The organism is Bradyrhizobium sp. UFLA06-24 (genome assembly GCF_054967145.1).
In genome coordinates this window covers 24,833-46,695 of sequence record NZ_JADFUE010000028.1, presented here as the reverse complement: position 1 = coordinate 46,695, position 21,863 = coordinate 24,833, and the positions used below count along the sequence as shown (strand labels likewise).

The 21,863-nt window shown below is 65.8% G+C and carries 22 protein-coding genes; 10 read left to right on the top strand and 12 right to left on the bottom strand.

Annotation, left to right across the window (positions count from 1 at the left end; genetic code table 11):
- Nucleotides 1-7: 7 nt before the first annotated feature.
- The gene (locus IF809_RS22300; RefSeq protein ID WP_462838535.1) at nucleotides 8-1,858 is read left to right on the top strand and encodes a sigma-54-dependent Fis family transcriptional regulator; all 1,851 of its coding nucleotides are present in this window, start codon (nucleotides 8-10) and stop codon (nucleotides 1,856-1,858) included.
- 172 nt (nucleotides 1,859-2,030) lie between these two features.
- Here IF809_RS22300 and IF809_RS22295 read toward each other — a convergent pair whose 3' ends face one another.
- Nucleotides 2,031-2,585 (bottom strand): flavin reductase family protein, encoded by a 555-nt coding sequence (locus IF809_RS22295; RefSeq protein WP_462838534.1) that lies wholly within the window; start codon nucleotides 2,583-2,585, stop codon nucleotides 2,031-2,033.
- A gap of 58 nt (nucleotides 2,586-2,643) precedes the next feature.
- A complete protein-coding gene (locus IF809_RS22290) occupies nucleotides 2,644-3,741 on the bottom strand; it encodes an LLM class flavin-dependent oxidoreductase (protein ID WP_128968215.1) in 1,098 nt (365 codons plus the stop codon).
- Nucleotides 3,742-3,959: 218 nt separating this feature from the next.
- Between IF809_RS22290 and IF809_RS22285 the strand changes: the two genes are divergently transcribed.
- Together IF809_RS22285 and IF809_RS22280 are read left to right on the top strand one after the other, a co-directional pair.
- Nucleotides 3,960-4,874: a 2-dehydro-3-deoxygalactonokinase gene (locus IF809_RS22285; protein ID WP_462838533.1), complete on the top strand. Its 915-nt coding sequence runs from the start codon at nucleotides 3,960-3,962 to the stop codon at nucleotides 4,872-4,874.
- Between the two features lie 13 nt (nucleotides 4,875-4,887).
- Nucleotides 4,888-5,520, top strand: a complete 633-nt coding sequence (locus IF809_RS22280; RefSeq protein WP_462838532.1) for a 2-dehydro-3-deoxy-6-phosphogalactonate aldolase — start codon at nucleotides 4,888-4,890, stop codon at nucleotides 5,518-5,520.
- Nucleotides 5,521-5,530: 10 nt separating this feature from the next.
- Here the strand turns inward: IF809_RS22280 and IF809_RS22275 are convergent, their stop codons facing one another.
- Nucleotides 5,531-5,896: a hypothetical protein gene (locus tag IF809_RS22275; protein WP_164938868.1), complete on the bottom strand. Its 366-nt coding sequence runs from the start codon at nucleotides 5,894-5,896 to the stop codon at nucleotides 5,531-5,533.
- A gap of 94 nt (nucleotides 5,897-5,990) precedes the next feature.
- The gene (locus IF809_RS22270; RefSeq protein ID WP_462838531.1) at nucleotides 5,991-6,899 is read right to left on the bottom strand and encodes a PaaI family thioesterase; all 909 of its coding nucleotides are present in this window, start codon (nucleotides 6,897-6,899) and stop codon (nucleotides 5,991-5,993) included.
- Nucleotides 6,900-7,029: 130 nt separating this feature from the next.
- Here IF809_RS22270 and IF809_RS22265 point away from each other — a divergent pair, with 130 nt between their 5' ends.
- Nucleotides 7,030-7,350, top strand: a complete 321-nt coding sequence (locus IF809_RS22265) for a hypothetical protein (RefSeq protein WP_128968211.1) — start codon at nucleotides 7,030-7,032, stop codon at nucleotides 7,348-7,350.
- 42 nt (nucleotides 7,351-7,392) lie between these two features.
- Here IF809_RS22265 and IF809_RS22260 read toward each other — a convergent pair whose 3' ends face one another.
- On the bottom strand, nucleotides 7,393-8,862 hold the full coding sequence (locus tag IF809_RS22260) for an amidase (protein WP_462838530.1): 1,470 nt from the start codon (nucleotides 8,860-8,862) through the stop codon (nucleotides 7,393-7,395).
- Between the two features lie 106 nt (nucleotides 8,863-8,968).
- Complete coding sequence (gene atzD, locus IF809_RS22255) at nucleotides 8,969-10,081, bottom strand: cyanuric acid amidohydrolase (protein WP_462838529.1); 1,113 nt, start codon at nucleotides 10,079-10,081, stop codon at nucleotides 8,969-8,971.
- A gap of 471 nt (nucleotides 10,082-10,552) precedes the next feature.
- Here atzD and IF809_RS22250 point away from each other — a divergent pair, with 471 nt between their 5' ends.
- The 4 genes from IF809_RS22250 to IF809_RS22235 all read left to right on the top strand — a co-directional run bounded on the left by IF809_RS22250 (nucleotide 10,553) and on the right by IF809_RS22235 (nucleotide 15,522).
- Nucleotides 10,553-12,895 carry a Tex family protein gene (locus IF809_RS22250; RefSeq protein ID WP_462838528.1) on the top strand — a complete coding sequence of 781 codons (2,343 nt, stop codon included), beginning with the start codon at nucleotides 10,553-10,555 and terminating at the stop codon, nucleotides 12,893-12,895.
- Between the two features lie 249 nt (nucleotides 12,896-13,144).
- Nucleotides 13,145-13,675, top strand: coding sequence for a hypothetical protein (locus IF809_RS22245; RefSeq protein ID WP_128968208.1), 531 nt, complete (start codon nucleotides 13,145-13,147; stop codon nucleotides 13,673-13,675).
- A gap of 97 nt (nucleotides 13,676-13,772) precedes the next feature.
- The gene (locus tag IF809_RS22240; protein ID WP_462838527.1) at nucleotides 13,773-14,465 is read left to right on the top strand and encodes a response regulator transcription factor; all 693 of its coding nucleotides are present in this window, start codon (nucleotides 13,773-13,775) and stop codon (nucleotides 14,463-14,465) included.
- Nucleotides 14,452-15,522, top strand: a complete 1,071-nt coding sequence (locus IF809_RS22235) for a sensor histidine kinase (protein ID WP_462838526.1) — start codon at nucleotides 14,452-14,454, stop codon at nucleotides 15,520-15,522. The genes IF809_RS22240 and IF809_RS22235 overlap by 14 nt, the downstream gene beginning before the upstream one ends.
- On the opposite strand, the gene IF809_RS22230 is transcribed toward IF809_RS22235, so the two are convergent.
- The 6 genes from IF809_RS22230 to IF809_RS22205 all read right to left on the bottom strand — a co-directional run bounded on the left by IF809_RS22230 (nucleotide 15,517) and on the right by IF809_RS22205 (nucleotide 18,340).
- The gene (locus IF809_RS22230; RefSeq protein ID WP_128968205.1) at nucleotides 15,517-15,888 is read right to left on the bottom strand and encodes a response regulator transcription factor; all 372 of its coding nucleotides are present in this window, start codon (nucleotides 15,886-15,888) and stop codon (nucleotides 15,517-15,519) included. The genes IF809_RS22235 and IF809_RS22230 overlap by 6 nt on opposite strands.
- Complete coding sequence (locus tag IF809_RS22225; RefSeq protein WP_462838525.1) at nucleotides 15,885-16,751, bottom strand: S1C family serine protease; 867 nt, start codon at nucleotides 16,749-16,751, stop codon at nucleotides 15,885-15,887. The genes IF809_RS22230 and IF809_RS22225 overlap by 4 nt, the downstream gene beginning before the upstream one ends.
- A gap of 168 nt (nucleotides 16,752-16,919) precedes the next feature.
- Complete coding sequence (locus IF809_RS22220) at nucleotides 16,920-17,192, bottom strand: hypothetical protein (protein WP_462838524.1); 273 nt, start codon at nucleotides 17,190-17,192, stop codon at nucleotides 16,920-16,922.
- 1 nt (nucleotide 17,193) lies between these two features.
- Entirely contained in the window at nucleotides 17,194-17,517 is a 324-nt protein-coding gene (locus IF809_RS22215; protein ID WP_128968202.1) for a YbjQ family protein, read from the bottom strand.
- Nucleotides 17,518-17,599: 82 nt separating this feature from the next.
- Complete coding sequence (locus IF809_RS22210; protein WP_462838523.1) at nucleotides 17,600-18,130, bottom strand: transporter; 531 nt, start codon at nucleotides 18,128-18,130, stop codon at nucleotides 17,600-17,602.
- A gap of 12 nt (nucleotides 18,131-18,142) precedes the next feature.
- Entirely contained in the window at nucleotides 18,143-18,340 is a 198-nt protein-coding gene (locus IF809_RS22205; RefSeq protein ID WP_462838522.1) for a hypothetical protein, read from the bottom strand.
- 192 nt (nucleotides 18,341-18,532) lie between these two features.
- Here IF809_RS22205 and IF809_RS22200 point away from each other — a divergent pair, with 192 nt between their 5' ends.
- Both IF809_RS22200 and IF809_RS22195 read left to right on the top strand, forming a co-directional pair.
- Complete coding sequence (locus IF809_RS22200; RefSeq protein ID WP_462838521.1) at nucleotides 18,533-19,408, top strand: dihydrodipicolinate synthase family protein; 876 nt, start codon at nucleotides 18,533-18,535, stop codon at nucleotides 19,406-19,408.
- 106 nt (nucleotides 19,409-19,514) lie between these two features.
- Nucleotides 19,515-21,836: a xanthine dehydrogenase family protein molybdopterin-binding subunit gene (locus tag IF809_RS22195; protein ID WP_462838520.1), complete on the top strand. Its 2,322-nt coding sequence runs from the start codon at nucleotides 19,515-19,517 to the stop codon at nucleotides 21,834-21,836.
- The last annotated feature ends 27 nt before the right edge of the window (nucleotides 21,837-21,863 follow it).

Sequence of the window (21,863 nt, the reverse complement as noted above, 5' to 3'; positions counted from 1 at the left end):
GTCCGCGATGGCCAGCCTTTCGGCCTCGAACCATGTCGCCCGCGTCTTGTCCGTGGCCAATCATGTGGCCGACGTCGATGCCTCCTCGCGCATCGAAAACTCCTGGCGGCGATGCCTGATCAGCCACAAGCTCGACCCCGCCCGCCAGGGTCCGCCGCAGACCCTCACCGAGGCCGAGATCCGTCACGTCGCCGAGCCCCTGGAAGAGACCATCCGGCTGCTCACGCCCAAGCTCGACGATCTCGCCCGCGTGCTGCGCGATGCGGGCTATTGCGTCAATCTGGCTGACGCGAACGCGACCATGCTGTTCAGCCGTCTCCCGGGCGAGGCCGACGCGCGGATGTTTCTGGACTGGAAAATCTACACCGGCTCGAATTTCGCCGAGACCTTCGAGGGCACCAACGGACTTGGTACAGCGCTCGCCGAGCAGAAGCCGATCCTGGTGCATCGCGACGAGCATTTCCGCGCGCAATGGCACATGTTCTCCTGCGCCGTGGCGCCGCTGTTCGACCACGACGGCCGTCTCGCCGGCGCGATCAACATCACCTCCTGCCGCGAGGACCTCGAACGGTCCGCGCATCAGCTTGCGCTGGCGGTGACGATGGAGGCGACACGGCGGATGGAGGGCGCGATCTTCCGCGACCATTTCCGCAACGCCTGGATCGCCACCGTGCCAGGCGATGGCGGCAGCGGCCTGCTCGCCTATGACGAGGACCGCCGCATCGTCGGCGCCTGCCGCTCGGCGCGGGCGCTTCTCGGCCTCACCGACGGCCTGATCGCCTCAGGTATCGATCTGTCGCGCTACATCAAGCTCGACCATTCGCACCATGCCGACGACATCCTCGAGATGCGCCGCGCCGATGGGCGTCCATTGGGCCAGAGCCATGTCGCCCCGCCGCTGCGCGCAAAGGCTGCGGCGTTACGTCGTGATGCGCCCGTCGATCGCTTCGATGCCCTGCACCGGCTCGCCGGCCGCGACCCCGGTCTGATCAGGAGCGTGAAGCGCCTCCGGAGCATCGGCGATCACAATCTGCCGGTGCTGCTGCATGGCGAGACCGGCGTCGGCAAGGACGTGTTCGCCCGCGCGATTCATGCCGCGAGCAACCGCGCCCGCAGCAACTACGTCGCGCTGAATTGCGCGGCGATGCCCGAGAGCCTGATCGACGCCGAGCTGTTTGGTTACGAAGCCGGCGCTTTCACCGGCGCGCGCCGCGACGGCTCGAAGGGCCTGATCGTGCAGGCGGACGGTGGCACGCTGTTTCTCGACGAGATCGGCGACATGCCGATCGGCTTGCAGACGCGGCTCCTGCGCGTGCTGGAGAATCGCGAGGTCTGGCCGCTCGGTTCGCTCAAGCCCGTCGCCGTCGACATCCGCCTGATCAGTGCCACCCATCGCGACCTCGGCCGCATGGCGGAGGAAGGGGCTTTCCGCGCCGACCTCTATTTCCGCCTGCGCGGCATGGAAGTGCGGCTGCCCGCCTTGCGCGAGCGCGTCGACCGCGATGACATCATCCGGCAGGTTGCCCGCGAGGAGGCGCCGAACTGCCGGCTCTCGCAGGAGGCTTGGGCGCAGTTGTTGGCCTATCCGTTTCCCGGCAACATGCGCCAGCTTCGCCACGCGCTGCGGCTGGCCGGCTGCACGGCCGAGGATGGCGTCATCATGGACGCCGATCTCGATCTTCCGCCGTTCGGTGGGCGGACAACGGAGATTGATCTCGAGGCGGCCGAGCGCACCACGATCCTCCAGGCGCTGCGCAAGAACGGCGGCCGCGTGACGGAGGCTGCCCGCGCGTTAAAGCTCAGCCGCGCGACGCTGTATCGGAAGATCAAGCAGCTGAAGATCGACGCCGCGCAATAGGGCTCAATCGCAAGCGGCGATGGCAAAGGGTATCTCTCCGCCGGCCCGGAATCGTAGGGTCGGCAAAGGCGCACTTGCGCCGTGCCCACCATCTCTAACCGAGTGTTGACGTGCGTGGGCACGCTTCGCTTTGCCCACTCTACGATACTGTATTCGCGGCGGGGGGCGCTGTTTACGAAAAATCCGTCCAGCTCAAATGCCGTGAATCGAGATCGCCGACTGAAACAGTCTCGCGGATTTCCTGCGGCGTGTGGAAACTGCTGCGCAAATACACCAGCGGCGCCGCCGCGGCCGAATACGCCGCACGACGCACTTCGCCGACGAAGATCGAATGCGTCCCGGTCTCGAACTCCTGCGCCAGCGCGCAATCGAACGCGGCGACGGCGTCGGTCAGAACCGGCGCGCCCGTGACGCCGCGCGTCCATTGGCCGAACGCAAACCGGTCATCGCCATTGACGCCCTTCTGGCCGCTAAAGGTCAGCGCCAGCAGCGCGTGATCCTCGTGCAGGAAGTTGATCGCGAACGCGCCTTCCTCGCGGATGCGGGCGTGAGCGCTGGCATTGCGGTTGACGCAGACGATCAGCGAGGGCGGATTGTCCGAGAGCGAGCAGGCCGACGTCACCGTGAGCCCGGTGCGCTTGCCATGCTCGGCGCCGATAGTGACCAGCGCGACCGCGCCGGCACATTGGCGCATCGCCTGCTTGAAGTCTTTGGCGTCGACGGTCACGCGGACATCTCCGAAAATAGTAGCGGGTGCGACACGTTCGCGCCGCACCCGTATCAGGTCAAGCCGCCTTCTTCGCGGAGCCGAGATGCTTCAGGCGCGGCATCACCTCGTTCTTGAGCAGCGCGAGCGAGCGGTGCCAGGCTTCCGGCTTGTGCTTGTAGTCGAAGCCGAACACGCAGAGCACGCCGAAGCCGCCGACCTCGTCGTAGATCTTCTCGATCTTCTCGGCGACGGTCGCCGGCGAGCCGACGATCCAGTTCCGCTTGGCGCAATATTCGACCGTGACGTCGCTGTCCGGCACGTCGGGGGCGTGCTTCAGATAATCCTTGAAGCCGAAATGGCCGAGCAGCGGCAGGAAGTACTCGCTCATCATCCGGCCCATCATGTCGCCGGTCGAGAGCTTCCAGGCTTCCTCGTCCGTGTCGGCGACGAACACCTCGCGCACCAGCCGCCAGTCCTGCCGGTTCGGCTTGCGGCCTGTTTTCGCAGCGCCAATCTCGACCGAATCCCAATGACTGGAGACATAGGCCGGGTTGAGATTGAGGCTCATCGGAATGAAACCGCGCTCACCCGCAAGCTTCAAGGTGTCCGAGTTCTTGGACAGGCCTGCGACGCCGATCGGCGGATGCGGCGCCTGCAACGGCTTGATGTGAGGCTTGAGGAAATCGAACATGGTGTCCGGCTTGCTCACCGTCCAGAATTTGCCCTTGTGGGTGAACGGTGCCGGCTCGGTCCATAGCTTCAGGATGATCTCCAGCGCCTCGCGGGTCATGTCGCGGTTCTGGCCGCTCATGCCGTCGACGTTGAACATCGCCCAGTCGCTCGGCAGGCCGCTCGCCGCGACGCCGAAATTGAGCCGACCCTCGGAGAGATGGTCCAGCATCGCGACGCGGTTGGCGAGTTCGGCCGGATGATGATAGGGCAGCAGGAAGCCGCCTGGCCCGATGCGCAGGCGCTTGGTCTGCATCAGCGCCTGCGCAATCAAGAGATCAGGCGTGGGATTGGGTTCCCAGGGCGCAGTGTGGTGCTCACCGATCCAGGCTTCCTGATAGCCGAGTTCGTCGAGCCAGCGCAGGACCTGCAGGTCCCAATCATGTCCTTCCTTCAGGCCGCACTCCGGCGGATGTGAAGGCATCGTGAAATAGCCGATCTCCATGGGGTTCCTCATCTGATGTTGACGCGTCTTGCTGCGCGTTCTCTGGCTTGAACAGGAACAGCTTCAGCAAGCGGTGTGCCAGCGCGCTTCGCGGCTCGGAGCTCGCGAGAAAAGGCTGGTTTGTCGCGGCAATTGCCGATATCCCGAGGCAGATTTGCAAGGCGCCGTCTCGATGTCGTGAGACGGCGTCTTGCCGGTGAGACGAGGATAGGCGTGACATGACCGAACCCGCAAACGTCGCGGTGGACTGGGGCACCAGCAGTTTCCGGCTCTGGCTGGTCGATCGCGCGGGGAACGTGCTGGCCGAGCGTCGCAGCGGCGAGGGCATGTTGGCCGCGGCCAAGGCGGGGTTTGCAGGCGTGCTGCGATCGCATCTTGCGGCCGTCGAGGCGCCTGCTGATCTGCCCGTCCTGGTCTGCGGCATGGCCGGGGCAAAGACCGGCTGGGTCGAGGCCGGCTATGTCGACACGCCGGCGCCCTTGTCCGCGGTTCTGAAGCAGGCCGCACGGGTGCCCGGCGAGGTGCGCGACATCCGCATCCTGCCGGGCATCGCGCAGCGCGACATGAAGGCTCCGGACGTGATGCGCGGCGAGGAGACGCAATTGCTCGGCGCGCTCGGACTCGGTGCCGCGGGCGAGGCGCTGGTCTGCATGCCCGGCACGCATTCGAAATGGGTGCGCGTGAAGGACGGCATTGTCGAGCATTTCGCGACGTTCATGACCGGCGAGCTGTTCAGCGTCGTGTCGCGCGAGACGATCTTGGCGCTCGCGGTCGCCGGCGCCGACGAGGCCGAGGATATCGCGAGCTTCAAGGCGGCGGTGAAAGCCGCCTTCGATGCGCCGGCCTTCGCCGCGAATTTGCTGTTCACAGCGCGGTCGCGCCAGCTGCTATTCGGCGGCACGCCGGCTGCCGCGCGCGCGACATTGTCGGGCACGTTGATCGGCACGGAGCTCGCGGCAGGACTTTCCGGCAGCGTGCCGAAAGCTGGCATCACGCTGATTGCGTCGGGCCGGCTCGCTGCATTGTATCGTCAGGCTTTCGATGCGTTGTCGGTCAACGTGAATCCGATCGATGCCGATGAAGCGGTGCGTCGCGGCCTGTCCATGGCGGCGGCGGCGATCTGGACGGAGTAGAAGGATACTTGAGATGAGCGTTCCCTTCCCGCCGATGAAGCGGCCTCTGGTCGCGATCCTCCGTGGCGTCAAGCCCGAGGAGACCGAAGCTATCGTCGGCGTGCTGATCGAGGCCGGCATGACCGCGATCGAGATACCCTTGAACTCGCCGGATCCATTCCGCTCGATCGGCCTTGCGGCGAAGCTGGCGCCTTCAGGCGTGCTGATCGGCGCCGGCACGGTGCTGTCAGCGGCAGATGTCGATCGCCTCAACGATGTCGGCGGCATGCTCATGGTCTCGCCGAATGTCGACACCGACGTGCTGGCGCGCGCGCATCAGCACGGCATGGTGACGCTGCCCGGTGTGTTCTCGCCGACCGAGGCCTTGCTCGCCGCGCGCTCCGGCGCATCCGGCTTGAAGTTCTTTCCGGCAAGCGTGCTCGGCGCATCCGGCATTGCCGCGATCCGCGCCGTGTTGCCCGCGGGCGTGATGATCGCCGCCGTCGGCGGCGTCTCCGACCAGAACTTTGCTGAATACATCAAGGGCGGCGTCTCTGCCTTTGGGCTCGGCTCGAGCCTCTACAAGCCCGGCATGTCCGCCACCGATGTCGCCACGCGCGCAAAGGTGACGATCGATGCCTACGATCTCGCGGTTCAAAGCGGCTGATTGCCTGGCCTTAGCCGCGCTTCGTCGACGGCACGGGCAATCGCTCGTGGCGGCGCTGGAAGCGCTGCCAGTGCAGCACGATGCCGATCAGCGCCGCCGGCACGAAGCCGAGCCCGATCAGCCAGTGCGGCAGCTCCTTGGGCGAGATGAAGGCAATGGCGATGTCGGAGATCAGCCAGAGCGCTGCGAAGATCACCGCGAAATCGGTGCGCGGACAGCGCAGATAGTAGAACACCGCGGTGATGACCACCGCGGGCGCGAGCGCGATCGCGATCAGGACCGCCGTCAGCTCCTTCGGCGTCACCGCGTCGAGCACCATCGAGGCCAGCAGCCAGATGGCGGCAAACATGGCGATGATGTCAATCGGATGCCGCAACCCAATACCTCTTGCTGGAAGGCGCTATCGTGGGAGCTCAAGCCTTCGACACCGAGCCTTCGACGTCAAGGCGCTTCCGTCAAGTAAATTACGCCTATTCCTCGTCACTTCCCGGCGTCGGCCGCAGCATGAAATGACCGAAGGCGGAGGCGATCGGCTTGCCCGGATCGTCCTGCCAGGCTCGCGCTTCGAAGGCCACGATACGCCGGCCCTGCTTCACGATCGAGACATTGGCGATTGTGTCCAGCGCCCGGCCGGAGCGCAAGTAGTTGATGGTGAGCCCAATGGGCTTCGGCAGCGCCACGATGCCGAGTTCGCGCCGCACGCCGAGGATCGCCGTGGTCTCGAGGAACGCGCCGGTCATGCCGCCGTGGATGGCAGGCAGGATCGGGTTGCCGATGATCTTCGGCGAGAACGGCATCGTCAGCGTGCCGTCGCCGTTGACCCGAATGCCGAGGGCGCGCGCGAACGGACTGGTGGCGAACGGGCCGTCCGGATCGTCAGGCGCTTCCAGCGTCGGAAGGCTGCGCGAATCCATCTTGCGGTCCGCCAGCATGTTGGTGCGGTTGGCGCCGATCATGAAGCAGGCAGTTGCGGTCGCCACCGGATCGTCCTCGGAGTCCTGGTACGCGGTGGAGCGCACGAAGGCGATCGAGCGGGTGGTGCGGTAGCAGACCGAATGCGCCTTGATGGCGAGGCCTGGAGTCGCCGGCTTCTGGTAGTCGATGCGCAGGTCGAGCGTTGCGATCGCGCTGGTGCCGTCGAGCGCGAGCTGCACCGCCATGCCGCAGCTCTCGTCCAGCATGGCGGTGACGACGCCGCCATGCAGCACGCCGGTTTCGGTGTCGCCGACGAAGACGGGACGATAGGGCAAGCTCGACCACGCCTCGCCCGGCGCGAAGCGGTCGAGTTGAAGTCCGCTGATATGGCCATAATCGGAACGGCGGCCCTTGATGGCCTCGGCGAGTTCCTCGAAGGAAAGCGTGGTGGATGAGCTGGGCATGACGACGTTCTAGACCAGTGTCGGGGGCGGCGCAAAACCTCGCACGGCGGCCCTGCAATGCCGGTTTGGCCTCGACACAGCCCGCCGAAGCAACGATGGTGGGCGTCCCATCGCCCGCGAGGAGTATCCCATGGCCGACCCCGAAACACCCGTCACCAATCCGGGGCCCGTCACCATTTCCAGCTCGAGCTCGGAACGGGCGCCGATCATCTATTTCGACGGTGCATCCTGCTTCGGCCACCACAACGGTGCGATCCAGATCGAGCTCGCCGCGAATCTCCTGATGCCGGTCGGCGCCGCCGTCAGGGTCGACGTGGTCCAGACCGCGCACTTGCGCTGCAGCGTTGCCGCCGCTCTGGCGCTGCGCGAAGCGCTCGACAAGGCGCTGGCGATGTACAAGCAGGGTCAGGAGCAGCCGCCGCTGGAAGACATTCCGGCCGTGAAGAATTGACGCCTCAGAGAAGCGATCGCATTCGAATGCGATCGCTTCTAATCAGCCGACATGCACCTTCGGCTTCCTGCCGCCGTTCCACTTGCCGTCCAGCGCGCGCTCGATCTGGGCGGCAAGTTGCAGCAAGAGGCCGTCATTGGCCTGCTTGGCGATCGCCTGGATGCCGAGCGGAAGGCCGTGCTCTTGCGCTGCCATCGGCATCGAGATCGCCGGCATGCCGCAGAGATTGGCGAGCGGCGTGAAGGCGAAGAAGCGCCAGAGATTGTCGAACCAATCGCGCACGTCAGGATTGTCGGAGATCGTGAGGTATTGCTTCGTGCCGACCTTCGGCGTCGGCAGCGCGGTGATCGGCGTCAGTATCACGTCCCACTGCTCGAAGAAGCTGCCGAAGCCGCGCGAGGTCGTGTTGAACACGCCCTGCATCTTGGCGCGTTCGGCGAAGCTGGTGTGGCGTCCGGCTTCCCAGATCCGGATGTTCATGGGCTCGATCAGATCTTCCGGCGGCTTTTCCAGCCCGCGCGCGGCCAGCACGTTGGAGATCACCACCGCGAAATTCGAGATGTAACAGGTGGTCTGCGCCTCGAACGCGGCCGGAAGGTCGAGCTCCGGCAAGGCATAGTCGACGTGGTGGCCGAGGCCCTCGAGGAAGCGTCCGGCCTTCGCCAGCTCGGCTGCGATCTCGGACGTCGCGGTGTAGTCGCCCCAGGTGTGGGACAGCGCGATGCGGAGCTTTCCGGGATCGCGCTTGATCATCTCGGAATAGGGCTGCGCCGTGGTCCAGAACGGCATGAACTCGCCGGGCGCGGGCCCGCGGGCATGGTCGACGAAGGCCGCGGTGTCGCGCACCGTGCGCGACTGGCAGCCCTGGATCGAGACGAGGCCGGTGAGATCCGACATGTGCGGCGCCAGCGAGAATACGCCGCGCGACACCTTCAGGCCGATATTGCCGTTGACGCCGGCGGGAATGCGGATCGAGCCGCCGCCGTCGGTCGCATGCGCGATCGGCACTACGCCGGCCGCGACCATCGCGGCGCTTCCGGCCGACGAGCCGCAGGTGGTGTAGTCGGTATTCCAGGGATTGCGGGTGACGTAGACCGCGGGATTGTCGGCCGAAGAGCACACGCCGAATTCCGGCGTCGTGGTGCGCCCGATCAGATTGAGGCCGGCCTGGCGGAATTTACCGGTCAGGAACGTGTCGGCCGCAGCGCGGTTACCGCGCATCAGCAGCGAGCCCATCTCCTGCAGGCGACCCTTCATGGTCGGACCCAGATCCTTCATCAGGAAGGGCAGGCCGGCGAATGGGCCGGCGAGGTTGGCGCCGTCCTTGGCGGGATCGGCGATCACGTCATCGAACAGCTCGACCACGCCCGACAGCGTCGGATTGACCTTGGCAACGGCAGCGGCCGCCTGACGTGCCAATTCCTTGGCCGTCAATTCGCCCTTGCGGACGCGCGCCGCCAGGCCGACGCCATCGTGCTGCGTCCATTCATTCCAGCTCATCGGCATAGTCATGAAGTCAGATCCCTCGAGGTGTTGCGTCACCTTTTTCGCAAGGGCCGGCATGAATCAACTGAGCCGCCGCGAGGGGCAGGGTTGCGCCGGGCGGAGAGGTGGCCCGTTAATCGGAGAGCCGCGCGATCACCGCAACCGGTCCGCCGCCCGCCGGGCCCTGATGCTCGGCGCCGCCCGAAACGTAGACCGCGCCGGTGCCGGCAAGGCCGGCGATCAGGCCGCCGACGGCGGCGCGGGCATGGCGCGTCGAGCTGATGTCGGTGTCCTCGAGCATGGTGTGGCGGAAGCCGCGCACGGCGCCGTCGGGGGAGGCCTCGGCCTTGGCGAAGATGTTTACGAGCTCGCGGTTCGCGGCAACTTGCGGTGCGACGCCAAGCCCGACACTCGTCAATGCCGATATGACGGCCGGAGCATCGATCGCATCGCTCATGACGGCATGTCCGATCTCGAATTCGCTCGCGGAGCCTTCCGAATTGCCGAGCACGATGACGACGTTGTGCATCAGCTCGATCCCGGACGAGGTCGACGCAACCTTCGAGAACAGATCGTAGCGCCGCAGCACGTCTTCATCGCGGATGTCAGGCGCGATTTCGCCGAGCGCGACCGCAACGCCGAGCGCGGATGCGCCGCGCGAATAGGCCATCGAGCTGTAGGCGCTGGTCGTCGCGGTCTTGCTGCCGCGCGCGGCGGCCGCCTCGACACGCTCGCTGGTCAGCAGCGGACATTTGATCTGGACGAAATGGACGTCGGCGGTGTCAGTGATGCCCGCATCCGCCATCGCAGCCTTCACCGCCTTGGCCGTCTCGGTGATCTGCGCCGAGCGGCCGAGTTCCTCGGGCAGGAAATCGCGAGTCTGCGCCATGCCGATGCTCAGCCGCTTGCCGGAGAGGCCTGCCGGTCGCTGTTGAATCTCCTGGCGCGTAAACACTGTGATATGCGGGCTCAGCACGCCTTCGGTGCCGCCGGACATCACGAAGGCGATGCGCTGCTCGACCTCGTGCGGCGCCAGCTTGAGCTTCGGCGCCAGCGCCGTGCACAATGCGGCGACGGCATATTCCCGGGTGAAATCGTTGACGCCGCCATTGCCCTCGGTCTTGCCGAGGATCGCCAGGATGGAGGCTGGATCGACCGCGCCTGATCCGATCAGGCTCATCAGGCCGGAGACGTCGCCGGGGCCCTTGGTGGCAATCTTGAAGACGCCGACCGATGTGGTGCGCATGGAGTGTCCTTGTGGGCAGTTCGGTGGTCCGGCAGGGTCAACCAGCCGTGGAAGCGGGTGGATGTCAAGTGTGAGACGTCCGTAGCCCGCGCGGAGCGCAGCGCAATCCGGGCAAAACGCTCGATCGTCATTCCGGAGCGCGCGAAGCGCGAGCCCGATGAAAGTGAGCTTGAAGCCGGAGCTGTTGCGACATACTCCGTCATTGCGAGCGCAGCGAAGCAATCCAGAGTCTTTCCGGGGAGGAATTCTGGATTGCTTCACTAGTGGAGGGAGTATGCATCGAATCTCGCTTTCGTGCCCCGCCCCGACATCCCCACGATTGTGGCGAGATGGCATCGGTCCGACAAAAAATCCTCTGTCGACGGTTGCGTAGCGCACCTTGATGAATCAACCTCGGTTGGTCCATAAGCGGCGTCCCGCGGCCGGATTCCGGTCTGCGTCGCGTGCTTTGGAAGACAGAGGAAATCTCGCGTGGCAAATATCAACCAGAAAATTGCGCAGGAGCTTGGGGTACGGGCGGAGCAGGTTGAGGCGGCGGTGACGCTGCTCGACGGCGGCGCCACGGTTCCCTTCATCGCCCGCTACCGCAAGGAAGCGACCGGTGCGCTCGACGACGCGCAATTGCGGACCCTGGAGGAACGCCTGGTGTACCTGCGCGAGCTCGAAGATCGCCGCAAGGCGATCCTCGAATCGGTCCGCGAGCAGGGCAAGCTCGATGCCGCGCTGGAGGCCTCCATTCTCGCCGCGGACAGCAAGGCGCGCCTGGAAGACATCTATCTGCCGTTCAAGCCGAAGCGCCGCACCAAGGCGGAAGTCGCCAAGGAGGCCGGCCTCGAGCCGCTCGCCGTCAAGCTGATGGCCGAGCCCGGTAACGATCCGAAGGTCGTCGCCGAAGGCTTCATCAACGCCGAGAAGGGCGTTGCGGATGCGACTGCCGCGCTCGACGGCGCCCGCGCCATCCTGGTCGAACGCTTCGACGAGGACGCCGACTTGATCGGCGCCTTGCGCGAGGACATGTGGACCAATGCGCGCATGGCCTCCAAGGTGCGCGAGGGCAAGAAGACCGAGGGCGAGAAGTTCGCCGACTATTTCGATTTCTCGGAGCCCCTGACCAAGCTGCCGTCGCACCGCATCCTCGCGATGTTCCGCGGCGAAAAGGAGGAGATTCTCGATCTCCAGATCCAGGCCGAGGAAGCGCCGCCCGCAGGCGTTCCGGGGACCTATGAATTGAAGATCATGAAGCGGTTCGGCATCGCCGACCTCAAGCGCCCCGGCGACCGCTGGCTGATCGACACCGTGCGCTGGGCCTGGCGCACCAAGATCCAGGTGCATCTCAACATCGACCTGCGCATGCGGTTGTGGAACGCAGCCGAGACCGAAGCCGTGCGCGTGTTCGCTTCCAACCTGCGCGATCTCCTGCTGGCCGCGCCCGCCGGCACCCGCGTCACCATGGGGCTCGATCCAGGTTACCGCACCGGCGTCAAGGTCGCCGTCGTCGATGCCACCGGCAAGGTGGTCGACACGACAGCGATCTATCCGCACGAGCCGCAACGGCAGTGGAATGAGTCGCTGGCGACGCTCGGAAGGCTGGCGATCAAGCATCGCGTCGAGCTGATCGCGATCGGCAACGGCACCGCCTCGCGCGAGACCGACAAGCTCGCGACCGAGCTGGTTAAGGGCCTTCCAGAGCTGAAGATGTCCAAGATCGTGGTGTCGGAAGCCGGCGCGTCGGTCTATTCCGCCTCGGCTTTCGCATCGGAAGAGCTGCCGGGCCTCGACGTTACGCTGCGTGGCGCAGTCTCGATCGCCCGCCGTCTGCAGGATCCGCTCGCCGAGCTCGTCAAGATCGAGCCCAAGGCGATCGGCGTCGGCCAGTATCAGCATGATCTCGGCCAGGCCAAACTGGCGAAGTCGCTTGATGCGGTGGTCGAAGATTGCGTGAACGCGGTCGGCGTTGACGTCAATACGGCGTCCGCTCCGCTGCTGGCCCGCGTGTCGGGCGTTGGCTCGGGCCTTGCACAGAGCATCGTGGCCCATCGCGATGCCAACGGCCCGTTCAAGTCGCGCAAGGCGCTGAAAGAGGTGCCGCGGCTCGGACCGAAGGCGTTCGAGCAGTGCGCCGGCTTCCTGCGCATCCTCGGCGGCGAGGACCCGCTCGATGCCTCCGGCGTGCATCCGGAAGCCTATCCGGTGGTGCGCCGGATTCTCGCGGCGACCAAGAGCGACATCAAGGCGCTGATCGGCTCGAGCGAGATCGTGCGTACGCTGAAGCCGAAGGATTTCGTCGACGAGACCTTCGGTCTGCCGACCGTCACCGACATCTTGAAGGAACTGGAAAAGCCTGGCCGCGACCCGCGCCCGGCGTTCAAGGCCGCGGTGTTCAAGGAAGGCGTCGAGGAGATCAAGGATCTCCAGAAAGGCATGATCCTCGAGGGCACCGTCACCAACGTCGCCGCCTTCGGCGCCTTCGTCGATATCGGCGTGCACCAGGACGGCCTCGTGCACATCTCGGCGATGTCCAAGACCTTCATCAAGGACCCGCGCGAGGTGGTGAAGCCGGGCGACATCGTCAAGGTCAAGGTGCTGGACTTCGAGGTCGCCCGCAAGCGCATCTCATTGACGCTCCGCCTCGACGACGAGGTCGGCGCCAAGAAGGACGCGCCCGGCATGCAGCGCGACAATTCTTCTCGCAACCCCGCCCGCATGACCTCGTCGGCCCCGCGCAAGCAGGAATCCTCCGGCGGTGGCGGTGGCGGTGCGCTCGCCGAGGCGATGCGCCGCGCCGCGGAGAAGAACAACGGCAAGCGGGCCTAGAAGTGAGCCGCCCGACATAGCGCGCGCTCTCAACATCGTCATGGCGAGCGCAGCGAAGCAATCCAGTCTTTCTCCGCGGAAACAGTCCTGGATTGCTTCGCTGCGCTCGCAATGACGCGGAGAGAGCTGGGCAACCCTCCCTAACTTCCGCGTCAGAATCTGGCGCGCTTGTAAGTTGAAGCCGCCTTCCGCTTCCTCTCTGATCCTCCTCGCGCGGCAGCATATCGCCGCGGCACGGAGGATGCTTCGATGGACAACAGGCTTCTCAAAGGCCTCACTGCGGTGACGATCGCCGCAGCGATGGCGCTCGCTTCGCCGGTTCTCGCCAGAGGTGGCGGCGGCGGTGGCGGTCATGGCGGCGGCGGCTTCGGCGGTGGTGGCCACTTCGGTGGCGGCGGCATGCACGCCGGTGGCTTCGGTGGCGGCATGCATGTCGGCGGCATGGGCGGCGCGCACTTCGCCCATGTCGGCGGACCGGGCTTCGGTGGACCTGCCTTCGGCGGCGCACGTTTCGCCCATGCGGCAATCGGGCCGCGTTTCGCCGGCGCTCCGCTCGCCACCCGCGCAGCCTTCGGTCCCCGGTTTGCCGGTACAGGCTGGCACGGCAGGCCCTTCATCGGCCGGCACGCCTTCTTCTTCCGACATCATCGCTTCCATCGGTTCGCCTTCTTTGGCGCGCCCTTCTATTACGCCAATTACTACGACGATGGTTGCTGGCGCCGGAGCTGGACGCCTTATGGATGGCAATGGGTCAATGTGTGCGGGGACAATTGGTATTAGCATCGCCGGTCCGCACCATTGTCGCGATCGCCACCGGGTGGTTCCGTTCAGCCCCGGAACGGGATAATCTGGTGGCGGTCGTCGCGCGGAGTTTGTCATGACCGGAGGCCACCGCCGCATCCTCATCGTCGAGGACGATCCGGAAACCGCAGGCCAGCTCGTCGAGGAACTGAAGACGTCAGGCTACGAGGTCGATCTCGCCGCCACGGGGCGCGAAGCGCTCAGCCGTGGCGGAGAGCGCGACTATGCCGTGATCACCATCGATCGCATGCTGCCCGATGTCGATGGCATCACCGTGATGCGGCAATTGCGCGACGACGGCATCGCCTCGCCGTTCCTGATCATCTCCGCGCTCGGCGAGGTCGACGATCGCGTTCGGGGCCTGCGCGCCGGCGGCGACGACTACCTGGTGAAACCTTTTTCCTTCGTCGAACTGCTCGCCCGGCTCGAGGCGCTCGGCCGCCGCAGCGAGACCATCGCGAAGGAAACCATTTTGCGCGTCGGCGATCTCGCCGTGGATCTGATCGCGCGCAATGCCAGCCGCCGCGGCCGCAAGATTCCACTGCTGCCGCGCGAGTTTCAATTGCTCGAATATCTCGTCCGCAACCAGGGCCGCGTCGTCTCCCGCGCGATGCTGCTCCAGCATGTCTGGGACCTGCATTTCGATCCCTCCACCAACATCATCGACGTCTATGTCGGGCGCGTCCGCCGCAAGGTCGACGATGCCCAGGCCTATCCGCTGATCCATACCATCCGCGGCATCGGATACTGCCTCCGTGCTCCTGGCTGACACGCTTCGGTCCTCGACCTTCCGCTTGGCGCTGATCGCAATCGCGATCTTCGGCCTGATCGTCGCGGCGATCCTCGCCTACGTCTATTTCGGCACGCTCGCCTATGTGCGGAGCCGGGTCGGCGATGCCGGCGACCACGGCGGCTTCACTGCGATGCTCGAGCTGGCGATGATTGCGGTTGCCGTGCTGCTGGTGGTGCTGTCGGGTGTCGCCGCCGTGCTGGTGACGCGGCGCACGGTCGGGCGGATCGAGGAGATCAATGCCACCAGCCGTGCCATCATGCTCTCAGGCCTCGACCGGCGCATTCCCCTGCGCGGCAGCCATGACGAATGGGACCGCGTCGCCGAAAACCTCAACCAGATGCTCGACCGCATCGAGACGCTGATGGGCGAGGTCAAGCAGGTCAGCGACAATGTCGCCCATGATCTGCGCACACCGCTGACACGGATGCGGGGACGGCTGGAAAAGGCCTATCACGCTCCGCGCGACGGCGAATCCGATGCCGCGCTGATCGGCGACACCATCGCCGATCTCGACGCCGTGCTCGGCATGTTCGCTTCCATCACGCGGATCTCGGAGATCGAGACCCGCGCCCGCCGCAGCGCCTTTCGCGCGCTCAACCTCGCCGAGATCGCCGGCGAAGTCGTCGAGCTCTATGATGCTGCCGCCGAGCAGGTCGCAACGCGCCTGAGCCTCGCCGGCGACCGCGAGGTCGCCGTGACGGGCGATCGCGACCTGCTGTTCGATGCCATCGCCAATCTCGTCGACAACGCGATCAAGCATGGCCGCCCCGGCGGAAAGGTCACCGTGACCTGTCGCAATGGCGGCGATGGCGCGACGATCGCCATCGCCGACGATGGCCCAGGCATCGCCGCCGACCAGCATGATCACGTGTTCAAGCGCTTCTACCGCCTCGAGCAGAGCCGCTACACGCCCGGCAACGGCCTCGGCTTGAGCCTGGTGGCGGCGGTGTCGCGGCTGCATGGCGCCGAGATCGCTTTGCACGACAATGCGCCGGGCCTGACGGTCCAGCTCAGCTTCCCAAATGCGCTATAGCTCGATCACGCCGCGGCGCGCCGCATGCGCCACCGCATCGGTACGCCCGGTCGCGTCCAGCTTGTCGAGCAGCGAGCCGACGTGGAACTTCACCGTGTGCACGGAGATGTTGAGCTGGCGCGCGATCATCTTGTTGGAGGCGCCTTCCGCCATCAGCGCCAGCACGTCGAGCTCGCGCTGCGTCAGGGCAATGTCCTCCGGCATGACGCGCGGATCGCGCGCGACGATGGTCGCATTGGCGATCTCCCCGTGCGCGGCAAGGCGAAGCCCCGCGACATTGCCGAGCAACGTCGCGAGGCGGTCGGCGAGGGCGGGATCGTCTATCTCGAGCGACAGGACGATGTCAGCCGTGGTGTCCTCGCTCACGCCTCCGGCCTCTCGCCGATCGTGACCTTGAAGCTGACAGGCTCGCCGCCGCGGCGGACCGCGACGTCGACCACGGTGCCGACGCTTGCAGGTCCCAACGTTCGTGACAATGCGCGGACGCCCGAGAGCTTCTGGTCGTTGACTGCGACGATCACGTCCCCCTGCCGGATGCCGGCCGTGGCCGCCGGTCCGGCCTTGTCGACGTTCATCACCATCGCGCCGAGGCCGTCGTCGAGCCGGAGCGGCTGGAGGCCGAGCCCGAGATATCCGCGGGCAATGCGGCCGCGGCTCTCCAGCTGCGCCGCGACGCGCTCGATCGTTGCCGTCGGGATCACCAGCACCCGCCGAGGCCCGAGCACGGCCATGCCGAGGGGCTCGCCCGAGGCGTTGAGGGCAAGGCCGCCCTCCTGGCTCGGACGCAGGCGAACATCGAGCTCGATCCGGGCATCGATCTCGCCGCCGCGCAGGGAGCGCCACCCCTTGCCGGAGACCGACACCATCCCGAGCGCCGCGCTCGGGGCATCGCGATTGGTGGACACCACGACCGACAGCGCGCCGAGGGCAGGGACGGTCGCGGCCAGCTTCACCGGAGCGATGGCTGTATCGGCGCGCAGCAATGCAACATCAGTGGTGTGATCGCGGCCGACGACCGTGGCGGCAACCGTGCTGCCGTCGGCAAGCACGATCTGGAACTCGCCCTCGTCGGCCAGCGCCTCGTCGGCGGTGACGATCAGGCCTGTCTTCCAGACGAAGCCGGTCGAGCGGGAGCGATGCGAATGGACGGAGACGACGGAGGGCGCGGTCCGCGCCACGACATCCGCGAGCGCCGACGATAACGAAGTGAGAGCGGTGAGGTCGGTCATGGAAGGCTCCTGTAAGCTGTCCACAATCTGGGATGTCGCGGCAATTTGCGAAACTGGCCGGGTGGCCAGTCCTCCCTACGGCCACGCCCGACGAGCATGGGATTGGGAGCCGCTCACGGGAACGTGTAGCCGCGCGCCGGTGCGACTGCTCAAGGCGTAAGCGGCAGCTCAGAGCTCGCGATAGGCACGCTCGCCGGTTTCGGGCCGCATGAACACCCCGACGCGCTTGTTGGTCTCGGGATCGATGAAGCGTTCGCCGGTGTCGACCCAGCCGGGGCCGATCGGCTGCTTCGAAGCCGGCTTGTAGCGGGTGTCGTAGATGTAGCTCGCGATCAGGCCGATCCCGACGAATGTCACCGGCACGCCGAAAGGAAAGAAATGGCCGACGGCGAGCTGCAGAATCGCGATCACAAGCGCGGCGATACCGATCGGCAGCGACATGCTAGTGCGCGGGTTCGACGACGACGGCCGTTCCGTAGGCGACGATCTCGCTCATGGTCTGGCCGATCTCGGCGGAGTCAAACCGCATCATCACGATCGCATTGGCGCCCATCGCGGTGGCGTTCTCGACCAGGCGGTCGATGGCGTGACGGCGCGCGTCTTCCAGCAGCCGTGTATATTCCGGAATCTCGCCGCCGACGATCGAGCGCAGGCCGGCGACGATATTGCCGCCCAATCCGCGGCTGCGGACGACAATGCCAAAACACTGGCCCAGCGTCCGAACCACGCGGTGGTTCGCGACGTTCTCGGTGGTGACGATCAACATGGGGCGTTCCTGCCTGGTTGCACGCCACCATTAGTACGATTCGGGACGGAACGGTTCATTGGCGCCTATCCTCAGGATATCATCAATGCCGCCTCGCCGTACCCAGGACGTTGTCCCAACGGTAGGAATAGCCAACGCCGATGATGTAATCCGGCGAATTCCGGTTAAGGCCGAACGCCAGGTGGAAATCGATCTGCTCGGTCCGGTTCAAGAGATAGCCGCCGCCGATATTGAACAGCGCGGTGCTGGCCCCGCGCGAGGGATAATCGCCGACATATTCGGCGAACAGCGCCAGCTTGTCGTTGACCTTCCGCTCGACCACGAAGGTCGCCTCGCTGGTCTGGCGGTTGGCGGGATCCGACGGTCGTAAGAAGCTCGTGAACATGCCGCTGATTCCCCAGCCGCCGCCGAGTTCGTAGGACCAGGGCACCTGCAGATAGGGTTGAAGGCCAGGGCCTGATATCGCGGGCGTGCCGGTCGGCAGACCGACCCCTGCTACCACCGAGAGATTGGCCGGCTCCGGCAGCCCACTGACCTGCCATTTCACGGCGGGGGTGACGTTGGTAAAACCGGTGTCGACCGGGCCGGCCAGTCGCCCCACATAACTCGGCACGTCTACCAGCACTTAGAGGCAGGGCGCGACACCAAAACGGAGCCGGCTGTTGCTGCCGTCAAATCCCTTCGCCGCGCTCTGGCCCGATGTGTTGAGGCCGTTCTCGACCTGGATGCTGCCGGCAGGCACGACCAGGCTGGAATTGGTCACGTCAGGGCGATCGGTCGCGATCTCCGATTGCGGCGAGGGGCACTCACCCGCTTCGGCCATGCCGGGGCACGCCGCGACGGCGAGGAGCCCGACGCAGCGCCAAGAACCCCGCCGGCGCGGGAGGACAAGTCGCAAAATCACCAATACGCTCTTCAAAGGCATGTGCTTGCTGGCAATACGACCCCATGTTAGCACGCACCGGATCGCGCGCCTGTCAGGCAAGACTCAGCTTTCCCGGACTTTATTCCCGACATGACCGAATTTCGCGGCGTCTTTCCCTATCTGGTCTCGCCCGTCAGTGCCGACGGCGCAGTGCGGACCGATGTCCTCACAAAGCTCTGTGACGATCTGATCGAGGCCGGCGTGCATGGACTGACGCCGCTCGGCTCGACCGGCGAGTTCGCCTATCTCGATGCCGCACAGCGCCTGGCGGTCGTGCAGACCACGATCGCGGCTGCGAAAGGCCGCGTGCCCGTGGTGGCGGGCGTTGCGTCCACCTCGACGGCCGACGCTGTGGCGCAGGCGAAGGCCTATCAAAAACTCGGCGCCGACGGCATCCTGGCGATCCTCGAGGCCTACTTCCCGCTCGCGGATGCCCAGGTCGAATCCTACTTTCGCAGCATCGCGGATGCCGTGGACATTCCGGTCGTGATCTACACCAATCCGCAATTCCAGCGCTCGGATCTGACCCTCGACGTCATTGCACGCCTCGCCGCGCATCCGCGCATCGGCTACATCAAGGACGCCTCGACCAACACGGGACGGCTGCTCTCGATCATGAATCGCTGCGGCGATTCCTTGCGCGTCTTCTCCGCCTCCGCCCATATCCCGGTTGCGGTGATGCTGATCGGCGGGCTCGGCTGGATGGCGGGTCCGGCCTGCATCATCCCGCGCCAGAGCGTTAAGCTCTACGACTTCTGCCGCGCCGGCCGCTGGGACGAGGCCATGGCGCTCCAGCGCAGGCTTTGGCGCATCAATGAGGCCTTCGCCCGCTTCAACCTCGCCGCTTGCATCAAGGCCGGCCTTGCGATCCAGGGCTACCACGTCGGCGATCCCGTCCCGCCGCAGGCGCCGTTGACGGCGGATGCGCGCAAGGTGGTGGAAGCGGCGCTCAGGGAGCTGACGTGATCGTCATGACGAAATCGTAGGTAACCCGCCCGAAACCGCGGCTGGTCTGACCTCGATTGGTCCGCTAAAAGGCAGCCCGCATTGAAGACCTCGAGGACCCAGCGGAATGAACATCCTTCCCGGCAATCTGCGTTTCGGAGCGGGCCAGCCCGTCAAGCGTTTGGAAGACCAGCGGCTGCTCACCGGGAAGGGACAATTCATCGACGACAAGCCGGAGGACGGCGCGTTGTGGTTGCACGTGCTGCGCTCGCCGCATGCCCACGCGAAGATCGTCTCGATCGACACCAGCGCAGCCGCATCGATGCCGGGCGTTACCGCGATCTACACCGGTGCTGATCTCGTCAAGGACGACATCGGCGCGATTCCGACGCTGAGCATCTTTAAGCGTCCTGACGGCAAGCCGATGACGGTGCCGCCGCGCCGCCTGCTCGCCCATGAGGTGGTGCGCTATGCGGGCGAAGCAGTCGCGGCTGTGGTCGCCTCGTCGCGTGCCGACGCGCAGAGCGCCGCCGAGGCGATCATGGTCGAGTATGACGTGCAGCCCGCCGTGGTCGATCCGCGCGAGGCCGTCAAACCCGGCGCGCCAGTGGTGTGGCCGGAGGCGCCCGACAACATCGTCGGCGCGATGAGCTATGGCGATGCAGCCAAGGTGGACGAGGCCTTTGCCAAGGCCGCGCACACGGTCGAGCTCGATCTCGTCAGCCAGCGTCTCGTTCCTTCCGCGATGGAGCCGCGCTCGACCATTGCCGAAATCGACAAGAAGACCGGCCGGCTGCTTCTCCATGTACAGTCGCAGACCCCGGCCTCGACCCGCGACGTGCTGGCCGAAGCCGTGCTGAAGCGTCCCAAGGACAGCGTGCGCGTGCTGGTCGGCGACATCGGCGGCGGCTTTGGCCAGAAGACCAATCTCTATCCCGAAGACGGCATCGTCGCCTACGCCGCGACCAAGCTGAACAAGAAGATCCGCTGGCGCGGCGATCGTACCGACGAATTCGTCGGCGGCACCCACGGCCGAGATCTCACCTCGACCGCGTCCTTCGCGCTGGACGAGAAGGGCAAGGTGCTCGCCTATCGTGTCAGCTCGATCGGCTGCACCGGCGCCTACTCCTCGGGCGCGGGCAACATCATCCCGCTGGTGCTCGGGCCGTTCGTGCAAACCGGGGTCTACGATCTGCCGCTGGTGCATTTCGAGGTGAAGTCGGTGATGACCCACACCGCGCCGGTCGGCGCCTATCGCGGCGCGGGCCGGCCCGAAGCCGTCTTCATCGTCGAGCGCCTGTTCGACGCGGCCGCGCGAAAGATCGGGATGGATCCGCGGGCGATCCGCAAAGCAAACTACATCAAGCCGGCGCAGCTGCCCTACACCAACGCCGCCGGGCAAGTGTACGATTCCGGCGCCTTCGCCCACATGCTCGATCGCGCCGTGAAGCTTGCCGATTGGGATGGCTTTGCCGCGCGCAAGAAGGCGGCGAAGAAGAAGGGCTTGCTCTACGGCCGCGGCCTGACTTCCTATATCGAATGGACCGGCGGCCGCGCGCATACCGAGAAAGTCAGCCTGCACGCGACCGCGCAGGGCCGCGTCGTGCTGCATTCCGGCACCATGGCGATGGGGCAGGGGCTGCAGACCACCTACACCCAGATGATCTCCGACACGCTCGGCATTCCCATGGACAAGATCGACGTCGTGCAGGGCGACACGGATCTCGCCATGGGCTTCGGCAGCGTCGGCTCGCGCTCGCTGTTCGTCGGCGGTACGGCGGTCGCGGTTTCCTCCAACGACCTGATCCAGAAGGCGCGCGAGAAGGCGGCGAACGTGCTGGAGACCTCGGTCGAGGACATCGAGTATCAGGGCGGCATGCTCACCGTGGTCGGCACCGACCGCCGCATCAGCCTGTTCGATCTCGCCGAGAAGGAGAGCGGCGCCAAGCTCAGCGTCGATTCCGAAGGCGAGGTGGATGGGCCGAGCTGGCCGAACGGCACGCATATCTGCGAGGTCGAAATCGATCCTGAAACCGGCATGTCAAAGGTCGTGCGTTACACCACTGTCGATGACGTCGGCGTCGCCGTGAACCCGATGCTGGTGACCGGACAGATTCATGGCGGCGTCGCACAGGGCATCGGCCAGGCCCTTTACGAAGGCGTCTCCTATGACGCTGATGGTCAGCTCCTCACCGCCAGCTATCAGGATTACTGCATCCCGCGTGCCGACGACGTGCCTCCGATCGTGGTGACGCTGGATGATACCGCGCCCTGCCGCACCAATCCGCTCGGCGCCAAGGGCTGCGGCGAATCCGGCGCCATTGGCGGCCCGCCTTGCGTCACCAACGGCGTGATGGACGCGCTGAGCGAACTCGGCATCACCCAACTGAACACGCCGCTGACACCGCAGAAGATCTGGAAGGCAATCAGGGACGCGAAGGCTGGATAGCAGCCTCGCCCCGGCCGTCATTGCGAG